We start from the raw sequence: 14,011 nt of genomic DNA on the forward strand, positions 1-14,011 counted from the left end.
GGCACTCAATCGCTCAACATCCGTTGATTTTTTGCAGACGGATATCCGATCTGCTGAGGCTTACAACTGGCAAGATACAATAATCAACAAATGTTCTCAAATTTTTGGTAAGGCACGGAGCATTAGAGCGCATGGGCAGAGTCGTTGGCATTGACTTGGGAACCACAAATTCAGTCGTTGCCGTGATGGAAGGCGGCAAACCCGTCGTCATTGCTAACGCTGAGGGAATGCGGACGACCCCCTCTGTGGTGGCGTTTAGCAAAGATGGAGAGCAACTGGTGGGGCAAATGGCGCGACGACAAAGCGTGCTCAATCCCCAAAACACGTTTTACGCGGTGAAGCGATTTATCGGGCGACGTTATGCCGAACTCAGTCCCGAATCGAAACGAGTCCCTTACACCATTCGCAAAGACGAAAACGGCAACGTCAAGCTCAAGTGCCCCCGATTGCAGCGAGAGTTTGCACCCGAAGAGATTTCGGCGATGGTGCTGCGCAAGCTGGCGGAGGAAGCCACCCGCTATTTAGGTGAGCCTGTGACTGGAGCGGTGATCACGGTTCCCGCCTATTTTAATGACACCCAACGACAAGCGACTCGTGATGCAGGGCGAATCGCGGGTTTAGAGGTGATGCGGGTGCTCAACGAACCAACAGCAGCCTCGCTGGCCTACGGACTCGATCGCGGCGAGAGTCAGACAGTATTGGTCTTTGACTTGGGTGGTGGCACCTTTGACGTTTCCATTTTGGATGTGGGCGACGGTGTATTCGAGGTCAAAGCGACCAGCGGCGACACCCAGTTGGGTGGAGCTGACTTTGATAAAAAGATTGTGGATTGGTTAGCAGAGCAGTTCCTAGAACAAGAGAATGTGGATCTGCGGCGCGATCGCCAATCGTTGCAACGGCTGATGGAAGCCGCTGAAAAAGCCAAGATTGAGCTATCGGGCGTGAGTGTGACGGACATTAATCTACCCTTCATCACCGCCACGGAAGATGGACCTAAGCACCTGGAAACGCGCCTGACGCGATCGCAGTTTGAGGGGTTATGTACCGATTTGGTCAGCCGATTACGCGCTCCTGTCAAGCAAGCACTCAACGACGCTAGCATGTCGCCCAGAGATATTGACGATGTCGTGTTAGTGGGCGGTGGCACCCGTATGCCGATGGTGAAGGAACTGGTGCGATCGCTGCTGGATCTGGAACCCGAAGAAAATGTGAATCCCGATGAAGTCGTGGCGATCGGGGCGGCGATTCAAGCTGGAATTTTGACGCAAGAAGTGCGCGATATTTTGTTGCTGGATGTCACACCGCTATCGGTAGGTCTGGAAACCATTGGCGGGGTGATGAAGAAGCTGATTCCCCGCAACACTACGATTCCAGTGCGGCGATCGGATATTTTCTCGACGTCGGAGAACAACCAGACAGTCGTTGAGATCCACGTTGTCCAGGGCGAACGGGAAATGGCGGCTGATAACAAATCTCTGGGTCGCTTCAAACTCATGGGTATTCCCCCGGCTCCACGGGGTGTGCCTCAAGTGCTGGTGTCCTTCGATATCGATGCGAATGGTATTTTGCAGGTGACTGCTCTCGACAAAACCACGGGACGTGAGCAGGGCATTACCGTCCAGGATGCCTCCACACTGAATGAAGCTGAAGTGCAACGGATGATTCGGGATGCTGAGAAAAACGCTCAGCAGGATCGAGAACGCCGCGAACGGGTGGAGAAACGCACTCGTGCTGAAGCGTTGACTTATCAAGCTGAACGGCAACTGCGAGAAGTTGCCCTCGACTTTGGCATGCAGTTTGCCAGCAGCTATCGCCGCAAGATCGAGAATCTGATTCAAGAATTGCGAGCCGCTCTAGGGCGCAACGATGAGCGGGGCATTGATGTGGTAGAGGCAGATCTGCGGGATGCTCTCTACGAACTGCAACGCGAGGTATATCAGTTCAACAAGGAGGAAGAAGAGGAAAACGACTTCTTCGGCTCCATCAAGCGCACCTTGTTTGGCGATGATGAGGACGAACTGCCCTATCGCGACAGCCGCGATGATTGGGATCGGTCATACTCGCAGTCGTCCCGTCGTCCTTACTACGATAGCCGTTACGACGATGCCGATCAGTTCTCTCAACGGGGAAATCGCCGTGACTACGATCGCCGTGACTACGACAAGCGCGACTATGACAATCGGGATACCTGGGACAACCGCGACAAGCGTGACTATGATAGTCGCCCCGCCTATAATGATCGCGACTATGACAAGCGCGACTATGGCAATCGCCCTGCCTACGACAATCGCGATCGCTCTGGTCGTTATGACGATCGCTCTGGTCGTTATGACGATCGTAGCCGCTACGACAACCGCACTCCCAACCGCTACAACGATGATTGGGATGACGACGATGACGATTGGCTCTAACCCACAAGGATGAAGGATGAGGGATAAAGTATAAAAGTAAAGCGAATAGTTTTAGTCTTAAAAATTCTCATTAATCCTTGCTACCCTTCATCCTGAATTCTTCATCCTTCTTTTCTTATCCTTCATCCTTTATCTTTTATCCCTTTTTCTCTGACTTGAATGCAAAACTATCGGAACTACTACGCTATTCTCGGAGTTCCCAGAAGCGCAACTGTTGACGAAATCAAAAAAGCTTATCGCAAGCTGGCGCGACAGTTTCACCCTGATTTGAATCCTGGTGATAAAGAGGCAGAGGAAAAATTTAAGGATGTGAGTGAGGCATACGAGGTTTTGTCTGACAGTAGTCGGCGATCGCAGTATGACCAGTTCAGCAGCTATTGGAATAAAGGCGGTTTTCAAGGGGGTAGTGCGGCTGCGGCTCCTCGTCCAAAAACCTGGACGAATCGCACGAACGGTAGCCGAGTGCCGATTGATGAGGTCGATTTTGGCGAGTTCTCTGACTTCAATGCCTTTGTCGATCAACTGCTGAATCGAGGGGCTGGATCAAGTGCAGCCTCCAGTGACCCATATCGCCCTGGCACTACTAAAACAGCCTATACGGTGTCTCCCCGGACGGCTCCTAAGAATGCTGAAGCAAGGCTATCGGTGCCACTAGAGAAGGCTTATACCGGGGGACGAGAGCGAATTCGCTTAGAAGATGGGCGATCGCTGGAGGTCAACATGCCATCAGGAATGGTAACCGGGCAAAAGATTCGTCTGAAGGGACAGGGGGTTGCCGGAGGCGATCTGTACTTAAAAATTGAAGTTGCATCCCACCCTTTCTTTAAGCTAGATGGAGCCGATATTTACTGCCAGGTGCCTGTCACTCCCAGTGAAGCGGTGCTGGGTGGACCGATTGAAGTCCCCACATTGGATGGTTTTGTCAAAATGATGATTCCTGCTGGTGTGCGACCTGGGCAAAAACTGCGGCTATCCGGGAAGGGCTATCCAATCGATGGTCAACAGGGCGACCAGATTGTAGAAATTCAGATTGCGCTGCCTCGCGATTTGACGTCTCAAGAACGCGACCTCTACGAAAAATTGCGGCAGATTGAGACGTTTGACCCACGCGCGAATCTTCCTGTTTAGTCTGTTTGAGGAAACGATGGGGCGATCGCCCCGCATAACTTTCTACGTAGTTTCTCGGTTCAGGCACAACAAGTTTTCATGAACATCGCTGAAAACGCCTTTTTGGGTCGATCCCAATGAAGATAATGTAAAACCCGATACTTTCTGAGGACATCTACTGAGCCTCCGCTCTAACATAGCAGGTATAGAGAGCACTGCTGAATCTCGTGCTATTACGGCTTAGACCAGCTCCAGGCGTTTAGCACCAGGCAAAGACAACACCAGACAGCGCACATTATTTAACGAGGCGAATATGAAACTTAAGCACATTTCCGCATGTGCCAGTGTTTTGGCTGGCAGTATTTTGGCATCGTTGACAGTTCCTGCGCAGGCAGCAACCTTTACCCAGTTCAACTTCGACACCAATCGCACTGGAAACAACCCAAAAGGTAATATCACGCTGAATTCAGTGACGTTTGGAAGTTCTACAGTTAGCAACTTTATTCTGGTCAGTGGTGTAGAAAACTTCGTCAACGAAAACTGGACAGGTGGAGATACTGGAGCCGCTAGTTCTGAGCGTGGTGACAATGCCACCGGAGTGAAAGCAGAAGCTCCAACCAGTGCACAAGTGGCTACCAGCTTGGGTAACTTGAACCTCAACAATATCATCGACACTGAAGATAACGGTGCCTTCAGTATGGAAGTGCGTTTGGCAAGTGCAGCCAATCACTTTTTCTTCTGGGAACGGGGCATGAACAGCCGTTTGATGGTGGAAGCATTGGATCAAAACGGAGTTGTTTTAGCAACCACGATTTTAGATAGCCGTCGTTCTCAATATGCAGGCTATAGCATTGACACTACTGAGATTAGTGGCAGCCAAGCTGTTGGATCAATGGGCTTAAAACTGGATGCTCATAGCGATCGCCTGCGTCTGACCAGTTTTGATAGAGGTACTCTGGGCAACTTCAATGGTCCTGACTTCAAAGTCACAGCTGCGCATGTTCCTGAACCCGCTAGCTTAGCTGGATTAGGCTTGGTAGCTGGGGCGATCGCTACCCTCCGTCGCCGCTCCAACAAACAAGCGTAATCCTCCGTCGTTCACCACTATTCAACTTCTAGTTGAAGCTTGCAATCAATTCCCAGATTCCTCGTGAATCTGGGAATTTGTGTTTTAGCCCCCACTCCCCACTCCCCTTATAAAAGTCACCTTTTCTCTGTGAATGTGCTCGCTTCTGAGAAGAATATGGGAAATCTACGGAGGTTGATGTTTGTAAAGTTCTGCTAGAAGTGCTTAGGTTGAGGTAGTGCCCTCGCTTGCACTGACTTTAGTAGAGGGACAACTATGGATGATTCATTGAAGTCGTCTCAGTCAGACGCATCTGCCGCAAACACTAACTCAGGGAAAGAGCCTTCACTGGAGGCGGGGTTAGCTGCGTTGAAGCGCAAAGATTACCCTACAGCGATCGCCCTATTGCAAGCGATCGCCCAAACGAGCACAGATAAACCCACTGCAACAAAGGCTCAGATGAGCCTGGTCATGGCGTATGAGCGCAGCGGCGATTTAAGTGGGGCGATCGCCCTCTCACAAACCTTAAGCAAAAGCTCAAATCGGCAGGTGCGGCTTTGGGCAATGCGCATGATGGATGAGTTGGTGCAGCGTCAGGGAGCCGAACTCGCAGCCTCCTCAGCAGTGCCTGTTGAACCCTCTGAGCAGGATGAGGTCGATGAGACAGGATTCACACCGCTCAACACTTCTCTTCAGAATGGAGTTAGAACGACTCTGCAAGCTGAAAACGATCCAATAACAGAGGAGGGTGGTCAGGCGGATGAAAGTGGATTTGTTCCCCTCAATTCAGCAGCGAACCTCAATGACATTCGCCCTTCTCTACCCACAATTAGCTCGGAGGATGAAAGCGGATTTGTGCCCCTAACCGGGGAAAACTTACCCCTGGAGGAATCGCGTCCAATGGTCAGCGAAGAATTGGCAGAGACAAGCCAGCGATCGCCCGACCCTAACCTACCTCTTACACCTGAGAGCACTCCCATTCCAGCGGAAACCCTGGCATCAACCAGTGACACTCCATCAGAAGCCCCTCAAATGCCTCTGGTGCCTGCAATGGCATCTGTACCCCCTGACTCGCCTGACTCTGCCAGTGAGCATTGGCGGCAGGCGGGACGAGCGTCTAAATGGGGGTCGCTTGGCTCAGTAGATCTGGCAAAACTGTGGGCGGTTGAAGCGGCAACGGTAGTTGTGCTGGTTCTGGTTGTACGGGCATTGCTGCAAGTGGCGATCAGCCTCTGGAATATCGCCGTGGTCGAGTTTCGCGGGATCGTTGACCTGCGTGAACATGTCATTTACGCTGATCCACTGTGGCTCGTGCTGCTTGTCCTGGGAGTATTGTTTATTGTTTCTCCCTGGTTGATGGATGGCATCCTGAGGCTTTCCTATCGGGCTAGACCTTTAACTGTCGATGAGCTAGCGACCTCTAGCCCAGAGGCGGTTCGGGTGCTCAAACGGATTTGCAACCAACGCCGCTATCCTATGCCGTCGCTGAGCATTTTGCCCATTCCCGCTCCGGTTGCGTTCACCTATGGCGTTTTACCACAAAACACCCGCATGGTGATCAGCCGAGGATTACTACAACAGCTGAGTGACGATGAGATTGCCACGATTGTCATTGGGGAATTTGGGCATGTTACCTATTGGAATGTGGGAGTGATGTCCTGGGTGGCTCTCGTTGCACAGCTGCCTTACCAACTGTATTGGATAGTTTCAACTTGGGGCGATCGCCAACGCCTTCCATTGCTCAAAGCCATTGCGGTTGGAGTTGCCTCGATTGCCTACGGGCTATTTTGGGTAGTTCGGTGGACAGGGCTTTGCCTGTCTCGACTCAGAGTTTATTACAGCGATCGCGCTGCCAGTGAAGTGACTGGTAACCCCAACGGGTTGACCCGTGCGCTACTGAAGATTGTCATTGGCGTTGCGGCTGACATTCAGCGTCAAGGGTCTACCAGTGCCTTGCTCCAGAGTTTTGATGTGTTGACCCCGGTGGGCTATCAAACGGCTCTGACATTGGGCAGCACCCACCCTCACGCCTCATGGGAGCAGTTGTTGATGTGGGATTGGATGAATCCCTACCGCCACTGGTTAGCCATCAACAACAGCCATCCCCCGATGGGCGATCGCCTGAAACAATTAGCCAACTATGCTCGTCGCTGGCGACTGGCAACTGAACTTGACTTACCTGCATCTTCCTCCACGTCTCGTGCGGCTGGGCAAACTAAGCGATTCTGGTTACAGATTGCTCCTTTTGTGGGGATGTTGATAGGTCTGAGCATTGCAACTTGCCTCTGGCTTATAGGGACGATCGCTGCCACAGTTGGCTGGGTAGAGTTAATTTGGCTGACGAGTGATCAGTCGATTTGGTGGGGATTTGTTTTATTAGGGCTAAGCATCGGCACAATCCTTCGGATTAACCCCCTCTTTCCAGATCTCAAACCCTCAACTGTACAAGTTGATCCAGCGTTGTCCGCCCTCTTATCAGCCCCTAATGCTCTTCCTACTGACAGCCACCCCATTCGCGTACGGGGCACTCTAATAGGGCGATCGGGCATCGGCAACATCCTGACCCAAGATTTAATCCTCCAAACCGAAACAGGGTGTGTGCGGTTGCACTACATGCCCCTGTTAGGACCGATGGGGCACATATTGCCCCAACCCCTTCGTCCCAGTCGATTTGTCAAAACCCCCGTCACTGTCACAGGTTGGTTTCGTCGTGGGGCAACTCCCTGGATTGACGTAGAAATCATGCAAGCTCAGCGGGGGGCAAAACTGCAAGCCGCTCACCCCTGGTGGTCTACCCTTTTGGGATTGGTGACTGCTGTTTTGGGGGCTTATATCATCTTTCGGGGTGGAGGCTGACAGGGCAGGTTTCGCCGGTCACACTGATTGCAGTAGTTCTGTAGCCTCTTTAGATCCTCAGGTGAGTTTGATCATGCCAAACCTGTGCAGGATTTTGCCATGTTTTCAAGTCAGCTTGACATCCGTTCGCTGATGCTCGTCCTCGGCTCAAACCCAGATGCTGGGACAGCTTCCTGAATTGCCTCCGCCCGATCGAATGTGGACTGCATAGGGGTAGACCAAGGGAATGCATAGATATTTGTAAATATTTGTTGCGTTACTCACTTTTTGATGTTACTTTTCTTAATAAGAACCAAATTTACTTGGGCATGAGCTGTACTTCTGGCATGACTTTGATGGCTGACGTGGCTCTCGTGCCTCGGTATCGGGTTTTCCTCCCAACACAGCATAGGTATTGCCAGCCTTGAATTGAGGCTGGCTTTTATTTCACTTGCCTCGTCAGTAAGAATCAGTAAGAATTGGTGGTTGATTTACAACGGAAATCTTAACTTTGTGCGATCGCCGAGTCTTCCCGCGTGATACCTTAGTGAATGGCGTAACAATGTTGAATCCGCAGAACCACCCTGAAATGTTTAACTATCATTGTCAGGTGTCCTCAAGTTATTGAATAAACGGTTGGATTAAAGCAGATTTCACCCTTGAGCATGAAGTGTTGCCAAAAGCTATTTCTTAGCATTAATAGGTTGTATCGCTTTAACAGACGTCGTTAAAGTTGGGTTACGAGTTACGTTTTTGGTTCTGAAGTTTCTCATGAATGTTTCTTTAATTAATAACCAACTTAAAAGCGACACTTGTAAATGTAAGTGAGTTTGTCCGAGCCAACGTCTGGAGGTATCTTCTCTCATGTCTATCCGTCTTTACGTGGGTAACTTACCAAAAGAGCTTGAAAAGCAGGAGCTACAAGCTGTTTTTGCAGATTTTGATGAATCAGTTACCACTAAAATCATCACCGACCGTAAAACTGGCAAGTGCCGGGGGTTTGGGTTTGTCACGGTCAAGAGTGATGAACAGGCAGACCAGTTGATCGAAAAGTTCAACGGGTTCATGTTTAAAGATCAACCCCTCAAAATTGAAAAAGCACTGCCCCGTTCTAAGGGAAGTGAAGATGAGCAACAACAATCGCCCGCGGCAAGCAGTCCAGCGGCAAGTTCATCCTCCAATAATCGCAAGAAGGGTGGCGGTAACAACAAGTCTAAGAAGACAACCACTGTTACTGATTCTGAGGCAGTTCAACCCGATCCTCGTTGGGCACAAGAGCTAGAAAAGCTAAAGCAGTTATTAGCTGCTCAGACTGCAAACTCTTGACCTTAGCCTGATTTCAAAGAGAAAGAGAGGGATTGCCTCCAGCACGCACTCGCCAGTGTAAGGGTGTATTTGGCATCTTTATAAGGGCGGGTGCTTTGATTTGTCCATGTTTTGCGTTTATTTCTGAATTATGTCCCGCAAGTCTGGGCTGACTGCTTGCAGGTTAATATGGTGCGGCTAAAATTGACTCTCAGGAATTGTGAGAGCCGACCTTTATATTTATTACTAATCTTCATCGTTTCTCATCATAACCAAAGTTTTTCTTACCAAGAATTTACCCAGGATGAATCTCTGGCAGATTAAGCTATCTCATATGGTGATCTGAATGAGAGATCTACTTTCAATGTCCACTAAATTTCTAAGTACTGCTGTTCACAGATAGGTGGAAATAAAACCAAGGGAGTGTGGGGGCTGTGCCCCCAAGCCAGGGGTTCCACCCCTGCACTCCACATTCCCACCCTTATTTATGACGAGTTGTACTAAGGGTTGTCTTAGAGGATTACAGGAAAAAATTTAGATCTAGACTTTGCTCTGGTCATCACCATAAATTCACAATGCCACACGTAGTTCATGTTGCGATGTAGCCTTGAAAGCTGCCTCTTTCAAGTTCACTACAGAGTTACAATGTGGGCTGATCAACTGGTGTAATCGTACGATTTTCTGCTAGCACAGCAATTAGCGGAGTTACTCGGTTTGTTGCAGAAGGGCAGTCGTTAGGCAGAAAAAGTGATCGAGCTAGGTCCCATCTAAAGTTTCAGTCGCTTCAGGGTGTTTATCCTCTCAGGGAAACGTGTTTGGGTTTAATTCATCAGACGGTGCAAATGCATACTCTAGTTGAGCTGTTACTGAAATTAGTCTCTTTGAATCTATCTGCAAGAGGCTAGTTGTAGAAATTGCTATGGGGAGTGACAGAACTCTGCTTGCTCCTATCGCTAGAGTCGGAACTTGATCACCCAGTTATAGTCACTCTGCTATGCAGGGTTCTATTACGGATGCGATGTTGCTAGGTAGCCGTAGCGATCAAGGTGGGACGGAGTGCAAGGTTAGACCCTTCGACTAGGGGTGCCGACCTCATATCTCTTCTGTCCTCATTTAGATGGCGATCGCTACAACGGTCGCACGAGTGTTTATGGTGTCTTTCTCAGTCGTACAGTTGGTTAGCCCAGCAGGAGAATAGGGTAAGCAATGAGGACAAAAAGTTACCTGGTCGAAGAAGCCTGGAAGTTACTGGAAGATTCGGTTGTTTATTTTGGCGATCGCCCCGTTGGGACTGTAGCTGCATGTGACCCGACTGTTGAGGCACTGAACTATGACCAGTGCTTTGTGCGGGATTTTGTCTCGTCAGCACTCGTTTTTCTGATCCGGGGTCGGTCTGATGTGGTTCGCAATTTTTTAATTGAAACCCTAGCATTGCAAAGCAGTGACAAACAGATGGACTGCTTTAATGCAGGACGAGGGTTGATGCCTGCTAGCTTTAAGGTAAAAACCTGGGAAGGTGGACAATATTTAACGGCTGACTTTGGTGAACACGCAATCGGACGTGTTACCCCAGTTGACTCTTGCCTCTGGTGGCTCATCCTGCTGCGAGCCTATGTCAAAGCAACGGGAGATATTGACCTGGCACACCAACCAGAGTTTCAACAGGGAATCTTGTTGATTCTCAAGCTTTGCCTTGCGGATCGCTTTGACATGTACCCGACGATGCTGGTGCCCGATGGCGCGTTTATGATTGATCGCCGTATGGGAGTGGACGGGCATCCCATTGAAATTCAAGCCCTCTTTTACGCATCGCTGCGTGCTGCACGAGAGTTGCTGTTGCCCGGCTATAAGCGCGATATCTATATTCAGATCATCAACCAACGTTTGAGCACGCTGAACTACCACATCCGCCAATATTACTGGTTGGATTTGAGACGGCTCAATGAAATTTATCGCTATCGTGGCGAAGAGTTTGGCGAAGAAGCGATCAATAAATTTAATATTTATCCCGATTCGATTCCAGAGTGGGTTGCCGATTGGATGCCTGAGCGAGGGGGATATCTGGCGGGTAATTTGGGTCCAGCCCGGATGGATTTTCGCTTTTTTACGCTGGGCAACCTGATGTCTGTGATTTCCTCCCTGACCACGGTTCAAGAGTCTCAGGGCATCATGGATCTGATTGAGCAACGCTGGCAGGATTTGGTTGGTTACATGCCGATGAAGATTTGCTATCCGGCAGTAGTTGATTTGGAGTGGAGAATTCTAACCGGATGCGATCCTAAAAATGTGCCCTGGTCATATCACAACGGTGGGAATTGGCCCGTACTCCTGTGGTTCTTAGCGGCAGCAGCTCAAAAGACAGGTAGACAAGAAATGGCATGGCGGGCGATCGAAATTGCAGAACGCCGCTTAAGCGAAGATGCTTGGCCTGAATATTACGATGGTCGCAATGGTCGGTTGGTAGGTAAAGCATCCAGGAAATATCAGACCTGGAGTATTGCTGGTTTTATCCTGGCAAATGAACTGATGGAGAACCCTAAGTATCTCAGTTGGATTAGTTTTGACGAAGATACAGAGATGCAGGAATGGCTTTATCGCTTGAAGGAACTAGAAGCTAGCAGTTAACTAATGCCTTTGCCTTAAGCTTTCTGACCAAAGTTATTATCTAGTTCAAAACGAGTTGTATTGGTCTATCAACGTCGAACGTCTGAACTGCGCCAAACGCTTAAGCATCTCGCTCATATGGGTTTCACCGAATACTGAATGTCCTCTTGCACCTCCCCTTGTCAAGGGGAGGTTGGGAGGGATCAGACGTGTAGCCTGTTTTTCTGAGCAAAACAAGAGGCCGTAAGCCCCTTGTCTGCCCTTTTGCTCATGAAATTAAGCTGCTACTTGTTCTTTCTTTGGAGTTGCTGCAACAGCAGGAGTTGGGACAGGCACAGTAGCCGCCGCTTGATGGAGTAACGTTGTGTATAGCTGACCCAACCGAGCAGCAACGCTGCTCCAGCTAAAGCCGATCTCAACCCGTTGGCGTGCAGTTTGACCTAATTCATTCCGCCATGTGGGATTGCTCAGAATGCGATCAATCGCTTTAGCGAAGGCAGCATCGTCTTTAGGTGGAACAAGTAATCCTGTCACCTCAGAAACTACTGTGAACTGCAATCCACCTACGTTGCTGGCAACGACAGGAGTCCGACATGCCATTGCCTCAATTGGAACTAAGCCAAACGGCTCGTAGTGGCTGGGTACGACTACAACATCTGCCGCAGCGTAATAATTTGGTAAAACAGATTGATCAAGGCGACCTGGAAATTCGGTGATATCAGATAGACCTAATTCACGAACAATTGATTCAATGCGATCGCGCTCGATTCCATCGCTTCGTCCTGGAGAACTGCCTCCACCAATCATGAGCTTCAAATTCGCATCCCCCCGCAACTCAGACTGAGCGATCGCCCGCACTAGCGTTTCAATGCCCTTGCGTTTGTCAAATCGCCCGACATAAAGTACTAACTTTGTTTCAGGGGGAATCCCCAATAATTTCCGTGCAGTAGCCTGATCCACAGAGCCAAAGCGTTGAATATCAGTCCCACAAGGGATCATCTCAATGTGCCCTTTGGTCGAAACGAGCGATCGCATATGCTCCTGCTCCTGTGGGCTAGTAGCTACAACACAATCTACAGTTTCGAGGCAAGTTTTCTCAACGGCTAAACGCTTCGTTGCAATGGGTGGAATATCATCAATCGTTCGATATTTAATGGCTCCTAAAGAGTGATACGTATGAACCTGCACCAAAGGTTGCAGCTTTTTGAGTTTCATCCCAACCCAGGAGGATAGCCAGTAGTGCGTGTGAATGAGGGAGTAAGGTTGTGCTTGCTTTTGCTGAAACGCTTGAAACTCCTGGACAAACTCTGGCAGGAGATCAAACAGATCATCTCGCCCCATAAACTTGGCTGGTCCTGTCTTTAAGCGAATCGTTCGGCAATTATCACGATGTTGAACAATTTCGGCTTGATCGGGATGGCTACGTCGAGTGAACATATCGACCTGCCATCCTAAATCTGCTAAAAATTCGCCAATCTGTCGTACATAAACATTTTGCCCACCTGCCTCTTCTTGTCCAATTTCCGCAGCGGGATCACCATCAACTGAAATCAGGGCAATACGATGCTTTTGAGTTACCAACATTGTAGATATCACCTCATGGTTAGGGACTCCTAACCCCTGACACCAAAAGTGAAGTGCAAAAAATCTTCTCCTCAGGGTCAAGAGCAGGTACGAAGCACATAGATACCAGCCAAGGACACCGACGAGATTCAGGGCATTACTGAAGTAAATGCTGAATGTTCAGTCTCCTCTCAACACCGACGAAGTTAGCTGACGGGCTAGGACTGAGAGATGTCCTTCCTCTGAGATGATGAGTTTATAATTTTGAGCTATTGAAGCCAGAATTAAACTCTCAAATCTCCCTTTAAGATAAGCCCCAAAACTTGGTTCCTCCGTTCCATTCCTCTTAAGTTCGAGCAGACATAGTAAGAGATAAAAATGGATTAGGTTGACTTATTTCATTTGAAGTTAACATACCGTGTTCTAATTGTTTTCGTCAACTTTTTTTAGAAAATATCTCAGAGCTTGAAGATTCGTCTTTTTGTAAAAAGTAAAGAAAGTGTTAAAAACTAAGAAGAATTGATGAACTATGCATGAACAAAACGAGTTCTTAAGAATGTTTGCAAAAAATGTAACAATGAACCGCAGATTAGCCAATTAATTCAAAGTCTGCTTATTAAATATCAAGCTGTGTATAAGCATGAGAAGTCTCTAGAAGAGTTCGTTGTTAGTCTTAAACCTTGAGTGAATTAGCGAAAGCAAACAAAAACGATAGACCTCTAAGGGCGATCGCTAGATAGGACAGAAGGTTGAGAAATCGATTGAAGCATCAAACGGTTATTTTGACTGTCTTCAATAAAATTAGAGTTTTTCCTAACTCCAAAAATCTAATTGCATAGGACTATAGCGGTTTTTAAGTTTGAGTGGTTGTGGGGTAAAGCCTCTATGGGGGTATACCCCATAGGAGTTTTGTCGGTCAACGAAGAGTCGTACAAGACAAAAGATAAAGACAAAAAGTCAACGCAAAAAAGGCGTCCCGTAAGGAACGCCTCTCATCAGATGTCTATCAGGCTTTAAGGATTAACCATTGATTTGAGGAGCAGTCAAAGCAACAGGAGCAGCTTCACCAGCAGCCAAATCGAGGGGGAAGTTGTGAGCGTTGCGCTCGTGCATTACTTCC

Annotated in this window: 8 protein-coding genes and 1 riboswitch; of the genes, 6 read left to right on the forward strand and 2 right to left on the reverse strand. The window is 48.8% G+C overall.

The window, feature by feature from the left end; genetic code table 11:
* Positions 1-131: 131 nt before the first annotated feature.
* The 6 genes from dnaK (at position 132) to H6G89_RS30485 (ending at position 11,349) form a co-directional block, all read left to right on the forward strand.
* Positions 132-2,411: a molecular chaperone DnaK gene (gene dnaK / locus H6G89_RS30460; RefSeq protein ID WP_190513780.1), complete on the forward strand. Its 2,280-nt coding sequence runs from the start codon at positions 132-134 to the stop codon at positions 2,409-2,411.
* Between the two features lie 159 nt (positions 2,412-2,570).
* Positions 2,571-3,539 (forward strand): DnaJ C-terminal domain-containing protein, encoded by a 969-nt coding sequence (locus H6G89_RS30465; protein WP_190513781.1) that lies wholly within the window; start codon positions 2,571-2,573, stop codon positions 3,537-3,539.
* Between the two features lie 292 nt (positions 3,540-3,831).
* A complete protein-coding gene (locus tag H6G89_RS30470) occupies positions 3,832-4,605 on the forward strand; it encodes an exosortase-dependent surface protein XDP2 (protein ID WP_190513782.1) in 774 nt (257 codons plus the stop codon).
* 255 nt (positions 4,606-4,860) lie between these two features.
* The gene (locus H6G89_RS30475) at positions 4,861-7,440 is read left to right on the forward strand and encodes a zinc metalloprotease HtpX (protein WP_190513783.1); all 2,580 of its coding nucleotides are present in this window, start codon (positions 4,861-4,863) and stop codon (positions 7,438-7,440) included.
* 843 nt (positions 7,441-8,283) lie between these two features.
* A complete protein-coding gene (locus H6G89_RS30480) occupies positions 8,284-8,745 on the forward strand; it encodes an RNA recognition motif domain-containing protein (RefSeq protein ID WP_190513784.1) in 462 nt (153 codons plus the stop codon).
* Between the two features lie 1,185 nt (positions 8,746-9,930).
* A complete protein-coding gene (locus H6G89_RS30485) occupies positions 9,931-11,349 on the forward strand; it encodes a glycoside hydrolase 100 family protein (protein WP_190513785.1) in 1,419 nt (472 codons plus the stop codon).
* 255 nt (positions 11,350-11,604) lie between these two features.
* Here H6G89_RS30485 and H6G89_RS30490 read toward each other — a convergent pair whose 3' ends face one another.
* Together H6G89_RS30490 and H6G89_RS34625 are read right to left on the reverse strand one after the other, a co-directional pair.
* Complete coding sequence (locus H6G89_RS30490) at positions 11,605-12,912, reverse strand: glycosyltransferase (RefSeq protein WP_190513786.1); 1,308 nt, start codon at positions 12,910-12,912, stop codon at positions 11,605-11,607.
* A 159-nt stretch (positions 12,913-13,071) separates the two neighbouring features.
* Positions 13,072-13,260, reverse strand: a riboswitch (cyclic di-AMP (ydaO/yuaA leader).
* 651 nt (positions 13,261-13,911) lie between these two features.
* The coding region (locus H6G89_RS34625; protein WP_441339448.1) for a photosystem II protein D1 at positions 13,912-14,011 on the reverse strand (100 nt) is incomplete at its 5' end.

It is taken from the genome of Oscillatoria sp. FACHB-1407, from assembly GCF_014697545.1.
Classification (GTDB): Bacteria; Cyanobacteriota; Cyanobacteriia; order Elainellales; family Elainellaceae; genus FACHB-1407.